Here is a 21,185-nt window from a genome sequence, read left to right as displayed (position 1 = left end):
CAAATAACAGCTTCTCAGGCATTTATTAACCCGCAGTTATTTCATGACTCTTCCTGCCAGTGCCTGTGCAAACCGCATGGCACTTCCCTCAGCAAAAGGCAGATTCAGCGAAGGTTCACAGATTTCTATTTCCAGTACAATCGGATTACCATCTTTACTGCGAACAAGATCAACGCGCCCGTAGAGCAAAGCCCCCTCCAGCCCCATATGCCGGACGGCTGTATCAAGAGCAAATGAAGCAACTGCCCGTTCATCTTCACCCGCCTCGCGCGCCCTGCGAAACTCCTGTAATGGGAAATTCACTGTGCCATCTGACATCAGTAAAGCCCCTTTGCGGATAGCATGGCTATAAACACCATCGAAGTAAGTCAGATTGGTCTCTCCGTCGCTATCAACTGATTCCAGATAAGGCTGCAAGATAACGTGACACCCTTTTTCTGTCAGGTAAGTGATATGCTCAACAGACTTATTCTCTTCCTGCCGTTTGTAACGTTGAACATCCTTCGAATAAGCCCCCACTGTAGGCTTAATGACAATCTCTTCAGCTTCAGGATGTTCAGCAAGAAACTCCCGCAGACTCAGTAAAATGTTCATACCGGGGCTAATAAACCGGCTCGGTACAACCGGAACACCATACGCAGCAAGATCAGCCAGATAAAACTTATCAAGATTCCAACGTACTGCTGACAAGGGATTAAACAACTCTGTTAATGCACTAATACGTTCACACCAGGCGAGAAATTCAGGTAAATGACTGACGTAGCTCCAGGGTGAACGCAGGAGCACCGCATCAAAATGTGACCAGTCAATCGTCGGGTCCTTCCAGGAACATACCTCAGCCCCCAGCCCGATTGTTCGACAGGCCTCGAGCAACAACGGCATATCATAATCTTCTGACAAACTGGCTTCATCGGTAATCAATGCGACTGTATTCATAGCGCAACTCCCATTTATCAGCGGTCATCAGAAGCTGATGACAAAGATGCTAACCAGTCATCATCTGAACCTTCATTCATCCCTTCGAACAAGAACGTAGAAAGATAGCGTTCTCCCGTATCAGGCAACATTGCAAGTAATACCGAGTTTTCTGGTGCACTCTCAGCAACACGCAGTGCGGTTGCCAACGTTGCCCCTGCTGAAATACCGACAAATATGCCTTCTTCCGTCGCCAGACGTCGGGCCGTATCACGCGCCGACAGGTCATCCACAGTCAGAAGTTCATCAATAATGCTTTTATCCAGTATGTCAGGGACAAAATCAGGCGCCCAACCCTGAATTTGATGCACATTCCACTGTTGACCTGACAGCACAGCCGCATTTTCAGGCTCGACTGCAATAATATTTACCCCAGGTCGTGCCCGTTTTAACATCTGACCGACTCCGGTCAGAGTACCGCTGGTACCGAAACCGGTGACAAAATAATCCAGCCGCTTTCCGGCAAAATCACTGAGGATTTCTGCTGCGGTAGTTTCACGATGATATGCCGGATTAGCCGGATTTGTGAATTGATTGGCACGGAACCAGCCATATTTTTCCGCAAGCTCATCGGCGATATGATTCCCGCCGCTGCTCCCTTCATGGCTGGGGTAAAGAATCACTTTCCCGCCATACATACGTATTAATTTACGGCGTTCTACCGAATAGCTATCGGACATCACAGCCACGAATTTGTAGCCACGGGCGGCAGCTACCATTGCTAACGCAATGCCAACATTGCCGGAAGTACATTCGCAGATTGTATCGCCGGGTTTCAGTTGCCCTTTTATTTCTGCATCAAGGATAACGGAAAAAGCCAGTCTGTCCTTGACCGAACCTCCGGGATTGAAAGACTCCACCTTCACATATACCGTGGCGTGGTCAGGAGACATCCGGTTCAATTTAACGATAGGTGTGCGACCAATTGTCTCAAGAATACTGTTGTAGAGAGTCATAAAAATTGTTTCCTGTTATTTAGCTTCTGCTGCTGTTCTAAATACAGGAGCAACAATATCGAGAATAATTGAAAGCGCCTTTTCGTTCTTTTCCTCATCAGTGGAAGCATTAAATTCTGCCAGTTCGATACCCAGAATCTGCTCCAAAGGCATTGCTTCAAATATTGCCTGAATTTGTGATGGCAACATACCATCCGGTACTGAGTAATCCGCCGGTAAAAAACCGGGTTCAAGTACATCCCAGTCAATATGGAGCCAGACCGGAGAACCATTCACTGCTTTCAGAATATTTTCAGGTGTTGCCTCTGCGGGTGGAATAATCCGGACACCGTATTTCTGCAAAAGCTCATGTTCAGGTTGATCTATATCGCGGGCACCGACCAGAATAATTTGTTCAGGACGTAAACCGGAACCATGCCCGCTATCCCAGAGACCGCAGGCGGCAGCAAGCACCATACCACCAAGGTAGCCTGACTCTGTTGTCTCCGGTGTATTGAAATCACCATGTGCATCAATCCAAAGCACGACCGCTTCCGGGTGTTCCCGTGCAACAACCGGCAATGAAGCAAGACTCGCAGAACAGGTATTGGCGAGCATGAGCGTCCGTTTTTCCCCTTTAATACTTGCTTCAATTGCCTGACGCAATTCAACAAGTGTTTCATGGGCTTGAGGAAGGCTGATACTCCAGTCATCGTTCGCAGGAGGGGAGCTATTTCCAATAAAATTCCCCCGGATGCCATAGTGTTTTTTTAACGCCTCAGCGGTACGAGCAGCACCTTCAATCATTCGTGCTGCCCTGTCAGCTATGCGACCCTGAGAAACGATAAGATCAATCATGGAACAATTTCCTTTTCATTATTATCAATAAAAAACTTCAGGTTAACCTTCGGTCATAACACATAAAAAAATATGCTGGCTTCATTTTTTCTTGAACATAAACGGACACTTATCCTCTCTCTTCACATTTTCATCCAGCAGGCCGTACTGCTGCCATTCAAGAGCTTCTGTACCATAAGTACCAAGCTGCAAAGAGCGGGGAATCTCATCATATTTATCAATACGATTACGGATATTTGTGCGGATCTTACGACCATCAGGTGTATTACCGGCAACAATATCAAAGCGCTCGCGTGGATTGATGACCATAATAAAATGCTTACCAAGATTTCGGCTCCGGCGAAATTTATTCGCAGGACTACTCATATTGCAGAATAATTGCATACCATCAAAACACATACACCATGCAGGAGAATTAGGATCTGTGCTGACACCTTCCGACCAGGGTTCAGGATCTATTTCGTGTAATTTTTGAAGGACTTCCCAGCCAAAAGAGTGATAATCACTGACAGATTGAGCATTTATAGCTTCTAGTGAGAATGCAACAATCAGTGGATATGCTGTATTTAGATCGCCATTCCAGTTCTTCGAGAGTTCAACATAATCCTTAAGCCCTTCAGCTAAATGCTGAATGCCACTTGCCTCTACGTTCTCCACGAAGATAAATTTTATTAACTTTTTTTTAAAGGCTCTCTTTGAGAAGACACAGGGAAAATCAATATGATCAAGCCTAAACCCTACATCACTCAAGACTGTATGATGCCAGTCTTTTTCACTTTCATTAACTTGTGATTGTGAGATTAATTTTGTAATACCTGATTCTTTATCTAATATATTCACTTAAATCACCTTTCATTAATAGAAAGAAGAAGTGTTTGATACCGCTAAAACTATCCTTTTAAACGGACATCCAATATTATTTTCTCAATATGAATTCATTTTTATTTAAGTAGGGGTAATTTAAATTCAATTAATTACTTAAAACTATTAAATTTAAACAAAAAAACATTAAAAATCATATCATCACAACCAACAAGTATATATAATAATTATTAAAAACAATAAAATAATTATTATAAGAATAATTAAAAACAATGCATTAAAAAATATAAAAGAGAAACATAAATTATTTAATTCATAATTTACAATTTAAGTAAAATATAATTTATGTTAATCGGGATTATTTTATGACATATAAAAACACATAAAATAAAACCCCGGCATTTAATTTAATACCTGAGCTATATTTTTTATAAATGGAATTTACTTATGTATCGGCTCCATTATCAGAATGGAGTCATTCACAGAGAAATAATGTAAACTTGGCAATGGTATTATACACAATGGATTTCAAGATGCATCGCGGCGGCAAGGGAGTAAATCCTCGGGAACATAGATAACTATGTGACCGGGGTGAGCGAGCGTAGCCAACAAAGAAGCCGCTTGAAAGACGAAGTGTATAGCAGTGAAACCGATAGAGAATCAGACAAATGGATAACAAAAGGTCAGAAAATCAGCAAGCAACCAATGGTACTACCCGCATCGATGTACGACAAAAACATCATCTGCACACTCTTAAGGTGGATTGGGTCGCTGAAGAAGTACCAGTGGCTTTAGTCTATAACGGTATTTCTCATGTTGTCATGATGGCCAGCCCAAAGGATCTGGAGAATTTCGCAATCGGGTTTTCTCTCTCTGAAGGGATTATCACTTCTCCTCAGGAAATTCGTGATATTGACACAGCAACCAGTTGTCACGGTGGAATTGAACTCCATATCGAACTCTCCAGCCGCCGTTTTACTGAACTGAAAGCACGCCGACGCAGTATGGCAGGCAGAACTGGTTGTGGTATTTGCGGCACTGAACAGATATCAGAAATCTTCCGTCCAATCACTCCTCTGCCTTTTACACACACTTTTTCATTAACGTGTCTGGATCAGGCACTCTCACAATTATCCCGTTTGCAAGACATCGGCTCATTAACAGGCTGTACGCATGCCGCAGGCTGGATTGATACGGATGGGAATTTACTTGGTGGATGTGAAGACGTAGGTCGCCATGTCGCGCTGGATAAGTTGCTGGGAATGCGCTCAAAAACAGACTGGCAACAGGGTGCTGTTTTGGTTTCCAGCCGCGCCAGTTATGAAATGGTGCAAAAATCGGCTAATTGTGGCGTGGAAATATTATTTGCCGTTTCTGCCGCGACTTCATTGGCAATCGAAGTAGCAGAAAAATGTAATCTGACACTGGTGGGTTTTTGTAAACCCGGACGAGCAACAGTATATACGCATCCTCAGCGCTTAACGGATTAATCAAAATCATTTGCTCCCGTGCAGATATTTTCCATAAAAATAATTATTGAAATAAAAACAATACATATAAAAAACTAATGAATTGACTAAGTGAAATAAATACTTTTTCTTAGTCAAAAAGACACCATTAACAACACAACCAGAGTAAGTTATTAAGTTTAATCCCATCACATTTTCAAAAAAAACACAGAATTAAACCTCTCCTCATCAAAAATTAAAATCATTTTAATACAGTTAATTGAGATAATTTCGGATTAAAAACACAACAAAATAAATCACAAACAAAAATAATTATCATTTACATTATCATTTGAAGAATGTACATTCCTTTCGCGCAATAAATCAGGTCATTTTTATGATTGAGTGATGAGGGATTACTCACTCCAAATGAGGATAACAATGAAAAAAATTAATGTACTAGTCGCCGTTTTGGGCGCTTTAGGATTTATGGCACAGGCTCAGGCAGAAGTAGGATTTGGTCAGAGTCAAGTAAGCTCACCATCATACGTTCAGGTTGGCCCAACCCAAGTTGGTTCAGGCCCTCATGGTGGTGCTGGCGGTGAACCGGGTATCGGTGTTAGTTCCGTTTATAACGGACTAATCACCGGATTTTCTGGCCTGACCCGTATGGCTCCTGCTGATGGTAATGGTATTCATAATATCCCAATGGTAAGAGCTCACGGCGGCATGGGATCATTCCATTTCAGTAAAGTCGCTAATGAAGAAGTTTACTTTGGGGAGTGGTCTCAGACTGGTCAGGCAAATGACCCAACTCATACGGTTTATTACGCAGGTAAAGATATTACCACCAATATTCCAACCGATGGCACAGCCACCTATACCGTGACCGGAGTTAACCAATACAGCGGCAGTAATGCGCTATCCGGTACATTTACCGCAGACTTTGGTGAGAAAACGCTTATTGGTTCCATGGCAAATGCTGCTATGACAGTAAATATCGACGCCGACATTTATGCTGATGCAAGTTTTGAGGGTGATGCCAGTATTGGCAATCTTATCGGTACAACAGAAGGCCACTTCTTTGGTGATAATGCATCAAGTCTGGCTGGCTATGCCAGATTTGATGATGATAGCTCCAAAGACACCGCTTTCGGTGGCTCTAAACAGTAATTGCTAATTTTTCAGAGAACAGTGCTCACTTTTTTAGCACTGTTCTCTGTTTTTATTTCTAATAACGTAGGCCTTGTGGGCTGGTTTTGCGATGTCTGACAATAGAAAAACACACATATTATTAACAGCATTGATAGCCTTATGCTTTTCTCTATCCACTTACGCAAATGACGAAGATACTTCACGCAAAATCTGGCGGGAAGCACAACATAACCAACAAGAAAATGAAAACAACCTGATTACGCCTGAACCTGTTTTTCCCAACAATGAGGCTTCACTGATTATCATTAACGGGCAAAAACTTCAGGTGGATAATAATCTGGACGATATCGGTTTTGCGCTCTTTCTTGCAATCAATCATCAGCAATGGCCGGATGTCAGACGTTTTCTGGCGGCCTATCAAAAGTTGCCCGAGCATGATGGGATGCTGGTCAATTTCGCACAGGGTGGGCTGGCTCGCTTAGATGGAGAGCTTGATCTCGCAGCTTACCATTATCAACAAGTTCTGAACCAACAGCCGGATTTTCCCCGCATCAAGCTGGAGCTAGCCCGGGTCTATTTTGAAGATCATAAAAACCGGGAAGCCGAACACCTGTTTTCAGAGTTGAGTGAAAAAAAACAATTACCTGAAGCAATTTTGAAGAACAGTAACAGCTACCTGAAAGCAGTAGAGCTGAGAAATAGCTGGCGTGGTTCATTCTCTGCGGGTTACTCCTATAACGACAATGTAAATATGTCTTCTGATCAGGAAATTACCCTTCTGGGCTTTACTCCTGACGGAAGAATAGTTAAACGCCAAATACCAAAAGCCGCCAAAGCGTGGGGCATGTCTTATGACGCTACATTAAGCCGACATTATCAACTTTCCGGTCATCACGGAATTTCTGTCCGTGGACTGATTTATGGTGAAAACTACCGTAATTATCAGGATGGCAATGAAAATACTCTCCAACTAACCAGTGGTTACCGTTATAAAAGCAAGAGCCACGATATCTCCTTCAGCCCGTTGTTTGAATATAAACAGCTTGCCGGTGATCGCTTGTACCATGCAACCGGGATCAAAACAGAATGGCGATGGGATATGACGGCTCAAACTTCCCTCAATACTGAGCTTGAACATAAGCAACTACGCCATCAGCACAATGACCGCAGAAAAGACGGTGAATTGACCTCTGCATTCCTTAGTTTATCTCACGCTATCAACAAAGATTTTGCTCTGTTTGGTGGAGGTGACTGGACTTATCGGGGCAACGACCAGTACTCCGTAGATCGTTATCAACAATGGGGAGTCAAGGCTGGTTTTGGTGGACAAATCTATCACGGTGTTAACGGTTTTCTGTCTGCCACCCTGCGTGATCGGCATTTTGGTGCTTACAGCCCAATGCTTAATGCCAGACGGCAGGATCGGGAGCAAATCTACACAGCAACGATCAAAATCCCTGCCGCTGAAATATTGGGCATGACTCCTTCAATGACTTTCCGCCATCGGCGCAATCATAGCAATGTGAATTGGATGTACAGCTATAACAAAAATGAAGTGCTGCTCAGGCTAGAAACGTTTTTTTAATCAAAATCAGATGATTTTTTATTTGTGTGATGATAACTGAGGCAAGGAATATCCATGGCATCTCAAATTAAGACCGGGCTAACTCCCATCACAATAGCACTGTCACTGGCATTTGCACTGGCAGCGCCGCCTTTGTTTGCTGAACCTAAACCTACCGCTACAACACCTGACGGCAAGGCTGATTTAGGTAAAATCCGGGTGACAGATAACCGAGACAAAGATGAAGCCGGTTACGATGCGGTTTATGACAAAGATATCTCCACTATTTATATTGGTAAAAAAGAGATAGAACGCTACAAAGGTGCATCCCCTGCTGATGTACTCAAAGGTGCTGTTGGCGTATATAGTGGTGATGCTCGCAATAGTGGTGCTCTGGATGTCAATATCCGTGGTATTCAGGGGCAGGGACGAGTTCCCGTCACTATTGACGGTACAGAACAGGCCATTACCGTTGGGCGGGGTTACAATGGTGCCAATAACCGCAACTATCTTGATCCTAACTTAATCAGCAGTATTGAAATTGAGAAAGGCCCTTCCCTGAATCGCAGGATTAAAGGCTCAGTTGGTGGTGCCGTCTCCATCAAAACCTTAAATATTAATGATGTGGTGCCAGAAGGTGAAACGTTTGGCATCAATACTAAACTGGAAACCAGCAGTAATTCAGTCAAGGAACGTACCCCTTCTCTGGAGCTGGGAAAAGATTACCGCGATATCCCCAACTTTACCCATAATGGGATTGAAACTGATCCAGCGCTAACAATCACCCCACATTCTTCAAAAGATAATAAACTGTTTGGTTTCAAAGATAATGCCTTCCGCATTGCTGTAGGTACACGGCAGGAATATTTTGACCTGATGCTGGCCTATGCATACCGCCACAAAGGTAATTATTTTGCCGGCAAAGGCGGATCACACCGTTATGATGAAGCAATTACAGGAAATGATGTAAGCCTGATGACTAAGCCTAAAACGAGCTTAGATCCTTACCTGCCTTTTGCTGCCCGTATCTACCGCCCCGGTAATGAAGTTCCCAATACTTCCAGTGAAATGCAATCAATACTAATTAAAAATACCTGGCACTTCAGTGAAGATCAGGCACTACAATTTGGCTTTCGCAATACCCGTATGCAGTTCGGCGATATTATGCCTTCAAGACTGGCAATGGTGACCGTCGGTGATAACGTGGTTCCCCAATGGCCTCTGGCGAACTCCCGTCAACAGGCTGCCAATATAACTTATAAATGGCATCCCACTGAAAATCGCTATATCGATTTTGATATGAACTTATGGACGACCCGTACAACCAGCAATACCAATACAGCAGGTGGATATCCCCGCAGCCCGATTACCAGAGACTATTATTGGGAAGAGGGTAAAAGCAGAAACACTAGTATAGATGGCACTTTGATCAATACCGCCGCTACCCATTCCCAAAACAATCGCTGGGGCATAGATATCTCCAATAAATTTGAATTGACCCGCAATTTGGATCTGACCTTAATGGGAAATTTCCAACGTGAATATTTAGGTTCCAATGATGACATCAACAATATTGATAATTTGTATTTCTTTCTGTCCCCAGCCAGAAAAGGACAACGTCAAGAAGTCAACCTCGCCTTTAATTTTGACTGGCGCCCTGTTTCATGGCTGGCATTAGGTGCAGGTGCTAAACGAGTTTCCTATTGGTCACAAGATAATTTTCTCAATGAACGCCGTGCAGCAAAAGATGAGAGTTATAAAAAAACAGGAGATATAACCGGGCATGAAATGAGTTACTGGCGGACGCTGACCGAAACAGAGGCGGATATGATTCGGAAAAGAAAGGATTATATAAAGCAGCAAAAAAAACGCTCAGAAATGACCATAGCAGAGAGGAAAGAATTAATTAAGGCACTAAGAGGTTACCCTACACCAAATTCAACAAAAAGAACTTCACGTGATGGACAAAGAGTCGACATGATCGAGGAAAAGTTCACTTGGGATTATAATTCCAGCAATGGTCAGCTCAATAAAAACACAAACCCTTATTTCAATGGCCAAGTGGATATGAATGAGCGGGTTATCGACCCAGTCAGTGGTAAAGAAACTTATAAATATGAATATGGAATGGATATTAATGCGAATAGCATTCGGTCTCCTTATGACGGAGACCCTTGGGTTCCAGCTTCCAAACGCAAAGATCATGCATGGGCACCAACATTCTCTGCAACGGCCTATATCACTGATAACTTCCGTATCTATACCCGTTATGCCGAAGCGGTAAGAATGCCGAGCATTTTTGAAAATACTGTCGGTTTTTCAGGCGTTAAAGAAAATTATATCGGGTTAAAATTTAAACCCGAACGAGCCAAAACCATAGAAACAGGTTTCGTTTATGATGCCAGCCAGCTAGTGAATGCGGAACGCAATGCTGATATCAAACTTTCCTATTACAACACTGTGGTTGAAAATGTGTTCGACCGGGACAATACCTATAATTTCTCCCAACTGGATAAACAAAAACTGTCCGGTCTGGAATTACAGGCACGTTATGACAACGGTGCTTTCTTTACCGATATGGGTTTTGTCTACAATCTGAAGAACAAAGTCTGTGACAATAACTCAGTCGCACGGATGGACTCCCAAAATCGTTATGATATCCCTCAATGTATTGATGGTGGTTTTCCGGGCGGTTATTTGCGTACCTCTATCCAGCCGAAATATTCAGCTAACCTGAAGATCGGCGGACGCCTGTTTGATGAAAAACTGGAGCTGGGTAGCCGGATGCTATACCACAGCAGAGCAGAAAACAAAGATGAAAAATGGCTGATGGATGTTTTGCCGGATGCTTATAAAGGCATCTCCAACAACCCGATGCGCTGGAATTCCGTTTTCACCGTTGATGCTTATATCAGTTACCAGATCACCCCAGCCATTTCGATGGAGCTGACCGGCACTAACTTAACTGATCGCTATTACCTTGATCCGCTGACACGCTCAATGATGCCTGCTCCGGGCAGAACCTTTAAGCTCAGCCTTACCAGTCAATTTTAGAGAATAGTATGATCAACACAGCCATAACAGACAGTTCAGTGAACAGTTCTCAGAAAACACTAAATAAGCGATTTCCGGTTGGTATTCTTATCGCTGTTTTATTGCATATCAGTCTGATATGGCTGTTAAACCGACATACAGAACCTAATGATAACAGTGCCCATCATATTAACCAGAACTCTCCGCTGACCGGGCTTTCTGTCACTATGGTAGCCGCCTCATCATTGGCAGAAGAGCCAGAACCGGTTGAATTATCACAGCCAATTATCACTGTGCCTGAATCACCAACAACTCCGGCAATTGCACTGGATAAAACCGTTCAAACGGAAAAAAAGCGCGATACTCCCGTTGAACCGGTCAAAACTCAACAAACTAAAAAGCAGCCGAAAGAAAAACCCAAAGAACATGCAGAAAAGAAACTCGTCGAATCATCTCAGTCTTCCCAGGCCAGCCCAGAGGAATTCGATACAAATGGTATCGATCAGGTCAACTCACAAGGTGGAATGAGTAAAGCGACAACCCCTCAGCCTTTAGTTGGTCAGGGGAACAGTGAATCAGATAACTATCATGCGAGACTCAGGCAGGAAATTGAACGTCATAAACGTTATCCCCGCAAAGCGCGACGGATGAAGCAGGAAGGAACTGTTACCGTCAATTTTATGCTTCAGGATGATGGCTCAATTACTGCGGCCAGAATTATTCAATCCTCGGGCTACAGCATTATGGATAATGAAGCATTAAAAGCACTCAGCCTTGCTAAGTCTGTCGGGCCAAAACCAGAAAATCTGGCAGCAGATACCACACTGCAAATTAGTTTTGAACTGGATTGACTATAGGATGAGTAAACAGACCCCACAAAACCTACCTTGATTGCACAATAACCAGACAAATATCACTGAATGCAAAAATCAACATGCTAAATTCCTTTTACTCAAAAAAACACGGGAGTTTACCATGTCCAGAGAATTAAAAGGAAAAGTTGCATTAGTCACTGGAGCCGCTCAGGGGATCGGACGAAGCATTGCCCTCAAATTAGCGCAGGCGGGGGCTAATCTTGCTCTTGTCGATCTGAAAGCGGAAAAACTGGAATTAGTAAAAAGTGAGATTGAAAGTTTTGACGTGAAATCGACGATTTTCGTTGCAGATATTGCGAAAAGAGAAAACATCTATAGTGCTGTAGAACATGCAGCATCTGAATTGGGTGGTTTCGATATCATGATTAATAATGCAGGTATTGTGCAGGTAAAACCCATTGCTGACCTGCAACCAGAAGACCTGAATAAGATTATCGATATCAATATTGGTGGTGTTCTTTGGGGAATTCAGGCCGCAGCCGCTCAATTTCAGAAGTCGGGTCAAAAAGGTAAGATAATCAACGCCTCTTCTATTGCTGGTCATAATGGTTTTGCCATGCTCAGTCTTTATTCTGCAACTAAATTTGCCGTCCGGGCTCTGACTCAGGTTGCCGCTCAGGAATATGCCAGTGCTGGTATTACTGTAAATTCATATTGTCCGGGTATTGTCGGGACTGATATGTGGGTCGAAATTGATGAGCGCTTCTCGGAGCTGACGGGAGCTGCAAAAGGTGCAACTTATCAAAGATATGTCGAGCGTATCGCTTTAGGCAGATCAGAAACACCCGATGATGTTGCGAATCTAGTCTCTTTTCTGGCAAGTGATGATGCTGACTATATTACCGGACAATCAATCATTACCGACGGAGGGATGGTTTATCGGTGATATATATTATTTTCTTGTAAATCCTCAGGAATCACTCTGGGGATTTTCGCGAATATCACGATCCAGAAAAGGTTAAATTGCTTTGTCTAAATCAAAACGTTCAGGAAAAATCTGGATATAAATATTCAATATGAGGTAAACCAGCGGGTCACATATATCAATTTATTCATACCCAGAGTATGAAAATATCGTATTTTTTAAACGTTACAGTGGTTTTTTATTTGTTCTGTATCGAGTGATTGGTCACCTGATTTGACAACCTTACTTCCCAATACAGAAACTCGAAAAAATCCGTCCCAGCAAATCATCGGAAGTGAATTCTCCCGTAATTTCACTCAATACCTGTTGCGCCAGCCGAAGTTCTTCTGCTAATAACTCCCCGGAACGGGCAAATACTAACTGTTGATGGCCTTCCTGCAAATGTTCTGCGGCAGTATTCAGTGCCTGCAAATGACGGCGGCGGGCGAGGAATCCACCTTCAGTATTACTGTTGAACCCCATCGCTTCTTTGAGATGATCACGCAGTAAATTAATACCTTCACCTTCAAGAGCAGAAAGGCGGATTAACGAATAACCACCGATTTCTGACAGGCCGCTTGCTTCGCCTGTCATATCTGTTTTATTACGGATAATAGTTACAGGTAGGGATTCCGGCAGTTTCGCCATAAATTCCGGCCAGATTTGATCAGGTTCGATGGCATCGGTCGTCGTGCTATCCACCATGAATAACACACGATCTGCCTGTTCGATTTCCTGCCATGCCCGTTCAATACCAATGCGTTCCACTTCATCACTGGCTTCACGAAGCCCAGCAGTGTCAATCACATGCAAAGGCATTCCATCAATATGAATATGCTCGCGTAAAACATCACGCGTTGTACCCGCAATATCAGTCACAATCGCGGCTTCACGGCCAGCCAGTGCATTCAGTAAGCTGGATTTTCCCGCATTAGGACGACCGGCAATAACGACTTTCATGCCTTCACGCAGAAGGCTACCCTGACGAGCCTGCGAACGTACCTGTTCAAGTTCCGCAATCACTTCATCCAGTTTGGCTTCAATCTTGCCATCGGAAAGAAAATCAATCTCTTCGTCAGGGAAATCAATCGCTGCTTCAACGTAGATACGCAGGTTCGTCAGCGCTTCAACCATTTTATGAACCTGATTGGAGAATGTTCCCTGTAGGGAATTCATGGCAGAGCGCGCAGCTTGTTCAGAACTGGCATCAATCAGATCCGCAATAGCCTCTGCCTGAGCCAAATCCAGTTTATCGTTGAGGAAAGCCCGCTCAGAGAATTCACCCGGATTAGCGATTCGCACACTGGAAATAGCCAGAATACGCTTCAGCAGTAAATCAAGAATAACCGGGCCGCCGTGCCCCTGAAGTTCCAGTACGTCTTCCCCCGTAAAGGAGTTAGGGCCGGGGAAATAAAGGGCGATGCCCTGATCCAGAACGGAGCCATCGGCATCACGGAATGGCAGATAGTCGGCATAACGCGGCTTCGGGAGCTTCCCTAATACCACCTCAGCGACTGCCGCAGCTTTGGGACCAGAAATACGCAGGATACCTACACCACCTCGTCCCGGAGGGGTGGCCTGAGCAACTATCGTATCAGTGGTATTCATAGGATTCTCTCTTTTACCAATTTGCCAATGAATGGAAATAATAAAGGCGGCCAATGACCGCCTTATATCCGTCGTCTCTCAAGTTGCCTCTTTGTTGGCTGCGCTCATTCACCCCAGTCACATAGTTACCTATGCTCCCGGGGATTCATTCCCTTGCCGCCGCGACGCATCTTGAAATCCATAGGGTATACTTATTTTTTATGATCCGTTTTTAAAAGATCACTCTTTCAAAAAATTATTTCTTTGTCAGATCAATTTTCTTTTCTTTCTTTTCGCGGGTATGCAGACCGCGTTTTTCCAGACTACGGAAAATAACCTGTTGCTGGATAATGGTTACCAAGTTACTGACGATGTAGTACAGCACCAGACCAGACGGGAACCACAGGAAGAAAACAGTGAACACAACCGGCATGTAGGTCATGATCTTCTGCTGCATCGGATCAGTTACAGTCGTTGGTGACAGTTTCTGAATCACAAACATGGTCACACCCATCAGCAATGGCAGAATATAATATGGGTCCTGTGCAGACAGGTCATTAATCCAGCCGATAAATGGTGCATGACGCAGTTCAACAGAGCCCATCAGCATGTAATACAGAGCAAGGAAGATCGGCATCTGAATGACCAGAGGTAAACAACCGCCCAGCGGGTTCACTTTCTCTGTTTTATACAACGCCATCATTTCCTGACTCATGCGCTGGCGATCATCGCCATAACGCTCACGCATTGCAGTGATTTTTGGCTGCAACAGGCGCATCTTCGCCATAGAGGTGTATTGCGCTTTAGTCAGCGGGTACATGATACCGCGCACGATAAAGGTAATCGCAATGATGGAGAAGCCCCAGTTACCAATGAACTCATGCAGGAATTTCAGCAATTTGAACAGAGGCTGGGAAATAAACCACAACCAGCCGTAGTCAACGGTCAGATCCAGATGTGGTGCAACAGCAGCCATTTTGTCCTGAATTTCAGGGCCTACCCACAGGGTAGAAGCGATATTCTGTTTGCTGCTCGGTGCAATATTAATCGTTTCACCTTTGTACCCGATAATTGCCATTTTCTGGTCTTTCAGGTCAATGGTGTAGAAATTGCTGGTTTTTCCTTCTCCCGGAACCCAAGCCGTGGCGAAATATTGCTGAAGCATCGCTACCCAGCCGCCTTTTGTGGTTACGGAAAGAGGTTTACTTTCAATTTCATCAAACTTGTATTTTTCGTACTTTTCTTCATCAGATGAATAAGCAGCACCACGATAAGTATGCAGGGCAAAATTGCTGCTGCCGGTATCACGATGTTTCGGCAGTTCAACGCTCTGCTTCAACTGACCAAAAAATGCCATCTGCAATGGCTTGTCAGTCACGTTATCAATGCTGTAATCCACAGAAACAGCATAGTTACCGCGTTTTAATACGAAAGTTTTGACATACACAACACCATCCGGCGCAGTATAAGTCATAGGAATACGCAACTCATCCTGACCATCAGCCAGAACGTAACTATTCTGATCGGCAGTATAAAGAGGACGTTCAGCCTGATTATCCGGGCCATTCGTGCCTGTTAAGCCACTCTGAGCCTGATAAGTAAATTCTGGAGTCGTTTCCAGCAGTTTGAACGGCTGCTTGGAACCGAGGGTATCAGGATAGGCCAACAGGTCAGCCTCTTCGATATCACCACCACGGGTATTAATGTGCAACGAAAGCACATCCGTTTTCACGGTGATCAGTTTACCTTGCCCACTGACTACTTCATTACTCAGCGTATTGGTTTGCTGCGAGACCTGTACTGTTGGTTGTGGGTTCTGATCTTTCTCCCACTCCTGCCAGATCAGGAACGAAACAAACAGCAGAGCGATGAGAAGAAGATTGCGTTGCGAATCCATCGTTAATGTTCTCTGTTATCTTCGTTTTTTTTAGGTGGGACAGGATCATCACCACCTTCGTGTAAAGGGTGGCATTTTAATATGCGTTTCACCGTTAACCAACTGCCTTTCATCATGCCAAACCTACGCAGTGCCTCAATGCCATATTGAGAACAGGTGGGATTGAAACGACAACGAGGCCCCAGAAGTGGACTAATCACTAACTGGTAGCCTCTGATCAAAGCAATCAAGAGGCGCGAGCCAAGCGACAGTGACGACGCCATAATTTGCCCAACATTTCCGTTAGCTCACGGTTATCAAGCTCAGCGACCCCTTTCCTCACCAAAATCACAAAATCCATTGACGGTAATTTATGCTGGTTTAAACGAAAACTTTCACGGGCTAACCGCTTAATGCGATTTCGCTCATGAGCGCGTTTAACATTTTTTTTGGCGACGGTCAGACCGATGCGGGGATGCCCCAGCTGATTAAGGCGTCCAAGAATGGTTATCTCTGCGGAACTTGCCCGTTGTGGCTGCTGGAAAACATAAGTGAAATGCTCGGGAGTTAACAAACGTAACTCCCTCGGAAAAGCGAGCTTAACCACTTGGAATGGTTAGCTTTATTACTTAGAAACAGTCAGACGAGCACGGCCTTTCGCACGACGGCGAGCCAGAACCTGACGACCATTTTTAGTGGCCATACGTGCGCGGAAGCCGTGTGTACGGTTACGCTTCAGTACGGATGGTTGAAAAGTGCGTTTCATAGCGATTTCTACCTAACTTAAAATTTGTAACTGATTCAGCAAATGCGTTGGCGACCAGTGGAAATAAGTAGACACCGATGCCTCAATCGCAACATCAATATATAGAAAGAGGCAGGATTGTAATAAAATGTACTACCCTTAGTCAATTCCAAGATGACGCGAGTCTGACCGCGTTTCAGTCGGTGTCAGACTTGTTGCTACCCAAAGTTTTTGCTATCTAAGGTGTTAACCCTGACTTCCACCAGCCACAGCCGGAAAAAATCGTTTGGTAACACACACAGGGTGCAAGATTATACGGACTGTGCAATAAAGCGCAAGGATACTACACGTATCCTGCTATTTGGGCAGTAATTATACTCTTGCTTTCCCTTTGAATTTTAAACGATAGCTAAACAGAATTTGCTATATACCATGATTACACTACAGTATCTTCTATGGGCTTTCTCTATCTCCGCGTACCAAAGCGTGGTGATCTCCCTGTGGATAAAAAGCATCAAAGCTGTGTAAAAGAATGAGGATTTATGTCGTCTTTTGCGTTATGATCACCGGTCACGATTCCGATCTCGCTGTACGGATCGTTGGGAGAGCGATGAAACTAAAAATCGCCACAAGGTACTGCGAGCCTTCTCATCGAGAAATGTTCTTATCGATAATACTTTTATCGATAAAGAGTAACGCCTTGTGCCCAGAATAACGTATCTATTATTCCAGTTTCTTTTATTGGTCTTGTTTTAGGGGAGTTCGCCGTGTCACTTTCGCTTTGGCAGCAATGTCTTGCCCGATTGCAGGATGAGTTACCTGCCACAGAATTCAGTATGTGGATACGACCCCTTCAGGCAGAACTAAGTGATAACACTTTGGCTCTTTATGCACCCAACCGCTTTGTGCTGGATTGGGTCAGAGAGAAATATATAAATAATATCAATTTGTTATTAAATGATTTCTGTGGTCCTGAAGTACCGTTACTGCGTTTTGAAGTAGGTAATAAGCCTGTTTCACCGAGCCAGTCTACATCTCAGAAAATCATTGCTGATATGCCGGTGGCTGCTGCTCCATCCAGTTTATCTGTACGCCCTAGCTGGGATAATGCAAAAGCGCAGCCAGAGCTGTCTTATCGTTCGAATGTTAATCCAAAACATACATTTGATAACTTTGTCGAAGGTAAATCCAACCAACTCGCCAGAGCAGCAGCCAGACAAGTTGCCGATAATCCGGGAGGGGCTTATAACCCGCTGTTCCTGTATGGCGGCACCGGTTTAGGTAAAACCCACCTTTTACATGCTGTCGGCAACAGCATTATGGCACGCAAAGCCAATGCAAAAGTGGTATACATGCATTCTGAACGTTTTGTTCAGGATATGGTTAAAGCATTACAAAACAATGCGATAGAAGAATTTAAACGCTATTATCGTTCAGTAGATGCCCTGCTTATCGATGATATTCAATTTTTCGCCAATAAAGAGCGATCTCAGGAAGAGTTCTTTCATACGTTCAATGCCCTGCTGGAAGGTAATCAACAGATTATTCTGACATCAGACCGCTATCCCAAAGAGATAAATGGCGTTGAAGATCGGTTAAAATCCCGTTTTGGCTGGGGCTTAACCGTTGCCATAGAACCACCGGAGCTGGAAACCCGTGTTGCCATTCTGATGAAGAAAGCAGACGAAAATCAGATTCAGTTGCCGGGAGAAGTCGCTTTCTTTATCGCTAAACGCCTGCGATCTAACGTTCGTGAACTCGAAGGCGCTTTGAATCGGGTTATCGCCAATGCTAATTTTACCGGACGGGCGATTACTATTGATTTTGTACGCGAAGCATTACGTGACTTATTGGCTCTACAGGAAAAACTGGTAACGATTGATAACATTCAGAAAACTGTTGCTGAATATTACAAAATCAAGGTTGCCGATCTGCTTTCCAAGCGCCGTTCACGCTCCGTTGCCCGTCCAAGACAGATGGCAATGGCGCTGGCAAAAGAGCTGACAAACCACAGCCTGCCTGAAATCGGGGATGCCTTTGGTGGTCGTGACCATACCACAGTACTTCACGCATGTCGTAAAATCGAACAACTGCGTGAGGAGAGTCATGATATCAAAGAAGATTTTTCTAACTTAATCAGAACATTGTCGTCCTAGCGCTATGAAATTTATCATTGAACGTGAGCAATTATTAAAACCTCTGCAACAGGTCAGCAGCCCCTTAGGTGGTCGCCCTACTCTGCCTATTTTAGGTAATTTATTGTTGCAGGTGACAGAAGGCGCCCTGCTACTGACAGGCACAGATTTAGAGATGGAAATGAAGGCTAGAGTGACACTCACTCAGCCACATGAGCAGGGTGCAACGACCATTCCCGCGCGTAAATTCTTTGATATCTGGCGCGGGTTGCCTGACGGAGCAGAAATCAGTGTTGAGCTGGATGGTGACCGCATTCTGGTTCGTTCCGGCCGCAGCCGCTTTTCACTCTCCACCCTGCCAGCTTCTGATTTTCCTAATCTGGATGACTGGCAAAGTGAAGTTGAATTCTCACTGCCACAGGCAACACTGAAACGTCTGATTGAGTCTACTCAGTTTTCAATGGCTCATCAGGATGTCCGCTATTATCTGAACGGGATGTTGTTCGAAACCGAAGGGGAAGAACTGCGTACTGTTTCCACCGATGGTCACCGTCTGGCGGTCTGTTCCATGAATATCGGCCAGAGTCTGCCTTCACACTCAGTGATTGTTCCACGCAAAGGCGTTATTGAATTGATGCGATTACTGGATGGCGGAGATAACCCACTTCAATTGCAGATAGGCAGCAACAATATCCGCGCCCACGTCGGTGACTTCATATTTACATCAAAATTAGTTGATGGACGTTTTCCTGACTACCGCCGTGTCCTGCCTAAAAATCCGGATAAAATACTGGAAGCAAATTGTGACACGCTTAAGCAGGCATTTTCACGGGCAGCGATTTTATCCAACGAAAAATTTCGTGGTGTCCGCATCTACCTGAGCGAAAATCAGCTCAGAATTACTGCCAATAATCCAGAACAGGAAGAAGCTGAAGAAATTGTCGATGTCAGCTATCAGGGTACGGAAATGGAAATCGGCTTTAATGTGAGTTACGTACTGGATGTTCTCAACGCATTGAAATGCGAGCAGGTGAGTTTACTGCTGACGGATGCCACATCCAGTGTCAAAATAGAGAATTCAGCCAGTCAGGCAGCGACGTACGTCGTGATGCCGATGCGCCTGTAAATAATACGCCTGTTATTAATTCATTGAATATGATTCTCTCGCGTTTATTGATCCGCGATTTTCGTAATATCGCCAATGCCGACCTGCCATTGGCGACGGGTTTTAATTTTCTGGTCGGCCCGAATGGCAGCGGCAAAACCAGTGTACTGGAGTCTATTTACACATTGGGACACGGGCGCGCTTTTCGCAGTATTCAGGCGGGAAGGGTCATCCGCCATGAGAGTGAGGAATTCATCCTTCATGGCAGGCTGGAGCCACAATCCCACGAGCGAACGTTGTCAGTCGGGCTGAGCAAAAATCGTCAGGGTGACAGCAAAGTCAGAATAGATGGCAGCGATGGGCATAAGATTGCAGAGCTGGCAAAAATGCTGCCGATGCAGCTTATCACGCCAGAAGGTTTTACGCTGTTGAATGGTGGCCCCAAATACCGCCGTGCGTTTATCGACTGGGGCTGTTTTCATAATGAACCGCGTTTTTTTGCCGGCTGGGCCAACCTGAAAAGGCTGCTCAAACAACGAAATGCGGCCTTACGGCAAGTCACCCGCTATAGCCAGATCCAACACTGGGATCATGAGCTGGCACCACTTGCAACGCAGATAAGCCAGTGGCGGGCTGAATATATTGCAGGTATTGCAGAAGATATTGAGAAAACCTGCAAACAGTTTTTACCTGAATTCACTCTTAATATCTCTTTTCAGCAGGGCTGGGACAAAGAGAGTGAATATGCAGAACTACTTGCGCGGCAGTTTGAGCGCGATAAAGCATTAACCTATACCGCATCCGGCCCCCACAAAGCCGATCTGCGGATCAGGGCAGACGGCACATCTGTAGAAGATATGCTCTCACGTGGTCAGCTGAAATTGCTGATGTGTGCTCTGAGGTTAGCGCAGGGTGAATATTTCACCCGACAGAGCGGGCAAAAATGCCTGTATCTGCTTGATGATTTTGCCTCTGAATTAGATGCCGGCCGTCGTAAATTGTTAGCCGAGCGTCTGAAATCTACGCAGGCTCAGGTGTTTGTCAGTGCTATTACACCAGAGCAGGTTGCAGACATGATTGACGTAAATAGCAGGATGTTTAGCGTAGAACATGGCAAAATATGCCCAATGGATTTCGAGTACAGCAACTTGAAAGACGAAGGGTAAGA

Annotated in this window: 18 protein-coding genes; 9 read left to right on the top strand and 9 right to left on the bottom strand. The window is 44.5% G+C overall.

The window, feature by feature from the left end:
* Positions 1-36 precede the first annotated feature (36 nt).
* The 4 genes from Xinn_RS00955 to Xinn_RS00940 form a co-directional block, all read right to left on the bottom strand.
* Positions 37-936: an ATP-grasp domain-containing protein gene (locus Xinn_RS00955; RefSeq protein ID WP_086954868.1), complete on the bottom strand. Its 900-nt coding sequence runs from the start codon at positions 934-936 to the stop codon at positions 37-39.
* Between the two features lie 17 nt (positions 937-953).
* Entirely contained in the window at positions 954-1,931 is a 978-nt protein-coding gene (gene cysK / locus Xinn_RS00950; protein ID WP_086954867.1) for a cysteine synthase A, read from the bottom strand.
* Positions 1,932-1,946: 15 nt separating this feature from the next.
* Positions 1,947-2,768, bottom strand: a complete 822-nt coding sequence (locus Xinn_RS00945; protein ID WP_086954866.1) for an arginase family protein — start codon at positions 2,766-2,768, stop codon at positions 1,947-1,949.
* Between the two features lie 81 nt (positions 2,769-2,849).
* On the bottom strand, positions 2,850-3,608 hold the full coding sequence (locus Xinn_RS00940) for a YqcI/YcgG family protein (protein ID WP_211285991.1): 759 nt from the start codon (positions 3,606-3,608) through the stop codon (positions 2,850-2,852).
* A gap of 650 nt (positions 3,609-4,258) precedes the next feature.
* On the opposite strand from Xinn_RS00940, the gene fdhD reads away from it, so the two are divergent.
* The 6 genes from fdhD (at position 4,259) to Xinn_RS00910 (ending at position 12,551) form a co-directional block, all read left to right on the top strand.
* Positions 4,259-5,080: a formate dehydrogenase accessory sulfurtransferase FdhD gene (gene fdhD, locus Xinn_RS00935; RefSeq protein WP_086954865.1), complete on the top strand. Its 822-nt coding sequence runs from the start codon at positions 4,259-4,261 to the stop codon at positions 5,078-5,080.
* A gap of 399 nt (positions 5,081-5,479) precedes the next feature.
* Entirely contained in the window at positions 5,480-6,211 is a 732-nt protein-coding gene (locus Xinn_RS00930) for a Slam-dependent surface lipoprotein (RefSeq protein WP_086954864.1), read from the top strand.
* 91 nt (positions 6,212-6,302) lie between these two features.
* Positions 6,303-7,778 carry a surface lipoprotein assembly modifier gene (locus Xinn_RS00925; RefSeq protein WP_086954863.1) on the top strand — a complete coding sequence of 492 codons (1,476 nt, stop codon included), beginning with the start codon at positions 6,303-6,305 and terminating at the stop codon, positions 7,776-7,778.
* A 54-nt stretch (positions 7,779-7,832) separates the two neighbouring features.
* Entirely contained in the window at positions 7,833-10,811 is a 2,979-nt protein-coding gene (locus tag Xinn_RS00920) for a TonB-dependent receptor domain-containing protein (RefSeq protein WP_086954862.1), read from the top strand.
* An 8-nt stretch (positions 10,812-10,819) separates the two neighbouring features.
* On the top strand, positions 10,820-11,641 hold the full coding sequence (locus Xinn_RS00915; protein ID WP_086954861.1) for an energy transducer TonB: 822 nt from the start codon (positions 10,820-10,822) through the stop codon (positions 11,639-11,641).
* Positions 11,642-11,765: 124 nt separating this feature from the next.
* Positions 11,766-12,551 (top strand): acetoin reductase, encoded by a 786-nt coding sequence (locus Xinn_RS00910; protein ID WP_086954860.1) that lies wholly within the window; start codon positions 11,766-11,768, stop codon positions 12,549-12,551.
* A 261-nt stretch (positions 12,552-12,812) separates the two neighbouring features.
* Here Xinn_RS00910 and mnmE read toward each other — a convergent pair whose 3' ends face one another.
* From mnmE to rpmH, 5 genes are all read right to left on the bottom strand, one after another.
* Positions 12,813-14,177 carry a tRNA uridine-5-carboxymethylaminomethyl(34) synthesis GTPase MnmE gene (gene mnmE / locus Xinn_RS00905; protein ID WP_086954859.1) on the bottom strand — a complete coding sequence of 455 codons (1,365 nt, stop codon included), beginning with the start codon at positions 14,175-14,177 and terminating at the stop codon, positions 12,813-12,815.
* A 235-nt stretch (positions 14,178-14,412) separates the two neighbouring features.
* Complete coding sequence (gene yidC, locus Xinn_RS00900) at positions 14,413-16,053, bottom strand: membrane protein insertase YidC (protein ID WP_086954858.1); 1,641 nt, start codon at positions 16,051-16,053, stop codon at positions 14,413-14,415.
* A 2-nt stretch (positions 16,054-16,055) separates the two neighbouring features.
* On the bottom strand, positions 16,056-16,316 hold the full coding sequence (gene yidD / locus Xinn_RS00895; protein ID WP_086954857.1) for a membrane protein insertion efficiency factor YidD: 261 nt from the start codon (positions 16,314-16,316) through the stop codon (positions 16,056-16,058).
* On the bottom strand, positions 16,280-16,639 hold the full coding sequence (rnpA, locus tag Xinn_RS00890) for a ribonuclease P protein component (protein WP_086954856.1): 360 nt from the start codon (positions 16,637-16,639) through the stop codon (positions 16,280-16,282). The genes yidD and rnpA overlap by 37 nt, the downstream gene beginning before the upstream one ends.
* Positions 16,640-16,657: 18 nt before the next feature.
* Complete coding sequence (gene rpmH, locus Xinn_RS00885; RefSeq protein WP_038267117.1) at positions 16,658-16,798, bottom strand: 50S ribosomal protein L34; 141 nt, start codon at positions 16,796-16,798, stop codon at positions 16,658-16,660.
* A 746-nt stretch (positions 16,799-17,544) separates the two neighbouring features.
* Between rpmH and dnaA the strand changes: the two genes are divergently transcribed.
* The 3 genes from dnaA to recF are packed head-to-tail and all read left to right on the top strand — an operon-like array spanning position 17,545 to position 21,183.
* The gene (gene dnaA / locus Xinn_RS00880) at positions 17,545-18,933 is read left to right on the top strand and encodes a chromosomal replication initiator protein DnaA (protein WP_086954855.1); all 1,389 of its coding nucleotides are present in this window, start codon (positions 17,545-17,547) and stop codon (positions 18,931-18,933) included.
* Between the two features lie 4 nt (positions 18,934-18,937).
* Positions 18,938-20,038: a DNA polymerase III subunit beta gene (dnaN, locus tag Xinn_RS00875; protein WP_086954854.1), complete on the top strand. Its 1,101-nt coding sequence runs from the start codon at positions 18,938-18,940 to the stop codon at positions 20,036-20,038.
* A gap of 29 nt (positions 20,039-20,067) precedes the next feature.
* Positions 20,068-21,183 (top strand): DNA replication/repair protein RecF, encoded by a 1,116-nt coding sequence (gene recF / locus Xinn_RS00870; protein ID WP_086954853.1) that lies wholly within the window; start codon positions 20,068-20,070, stop codon positions 21,181-21,183.
* Positions 21,184-21,185 lie beyond the last annotated feature (2 nt).

The sequence above is a fragment of the Xenorhabdus innexi genome, assembly GCF_002632485.1.
Classification (GTDB): Bacteria; Pseudomonadota; Gammaproteobacteria; order Enterobacterales; family Enterobacteriaceae; genus Xenorhabdus; species Xenorhabdus innexi.
Note: the sequence above shows the minus strand (reverse complement) of the source record. Positions and strands in the feature narration are given on the sequence as shown.

Bases quoted from the DNA above. Each gene is read 5' to 3' on its own strand.
- Xinn_RS00955 (WP_086954868.1), bottom strand. From the start codon at position 936: ATGAATACAGTCGCATTGATTACCGATGAAGCCAGTTTGTCAGAAGAT.
- cysK (WP_086954867.1), bottom strand. From the start codon at position 1,931: ATGACTCTCTACAACAGTATTCTTGAGACAATTGGTCGCACACCTATC.
- Xinn_RS00945 (WP_086954866.1), bottom strand. From the start codon at position 2,768: ATGATTGATCTTATCGTTTCTCAGGGTCGCATAGCTGACAGGGCAGCA.
- fdhD (WP_086954865.1), top strand. From the start codon at position 4,259: ATGGATAACAAAAGGTCAGAAAATCAGCAAGCAACCAATGGTACTACC.
- Xinn_RS00930 (WP_086954864.1), top strand. From the start codon at position 5,480: ATGAAAAAAATTAATGTACTAGTCGCCGTTTTGGGCGCTTTAGGATTT.
- Xinn_RS00925 (WP_086954863.1), top strand. From the start codon at position 6,303: ATGTCTGACAATAGAAAAACACACATATTATTAACAGCATTGATAGCC.
- Xinn_RS00920 (WP_086954862.1), top strand. From the start codon at position 7,833: ATGGCATCTCAAATTAAGACCGGGCTAACTCCCATCACAATAGCACTG.
- Xinn_RS00915 (WP_086954861.1), top strand. From the start codon at position 10,820: ATGATCAACACAGCCATAACAGACAGTTCAGTGAACAGTTCTCAGAAA.
- Xinn_RS00910 (WP_086954860.1), top strand. From the start codon at position 11,766: ATGTCCAGAGAATTAAAAGGAAAAGTTGCATTAGTCACTGGAGCCGCT.
- mnmE (WP_086954859.1), bottom strand. From the start codon at position 14,177: ATGAATACCACTGATACGATAGTTGCTCAGGCCACCCCTCCGGGACGA.
- yidC (WP_086954858.1), bottom strand. From the start codon at position 16,053: ATGGATTCGCAACGCAATCTTCTTCTCATCGCTCTGCTGTTTGTTTCG.
- yidD (WP_086954857.1), bottom strand. From the start codon at position 16,316: ATGGCGTCGTCACTGTCGCTTGGCTCGCGCCTCTTGATTGCTTTGATC.
- rpmH (WP_038267117.1), bottom strand. From the start codon at position 16,798: ATGAAACGCACTTTTCAACCATCCGTACTGAAGCGTAACCGTACACAC.
- dnaN (WP_086954854.1), top strand. From the start codon at position 18,938: ATGAAATTTATCATTGAACGTGAGCAATTATTAAAACCTCTGCAACAG.
- recF (WP_086954853.1), top strand. From the start codon at position 20,068: ATGATTCTCTCGCGTTTATTGATCCGCGATTTTCGTAATATCGCCAAT.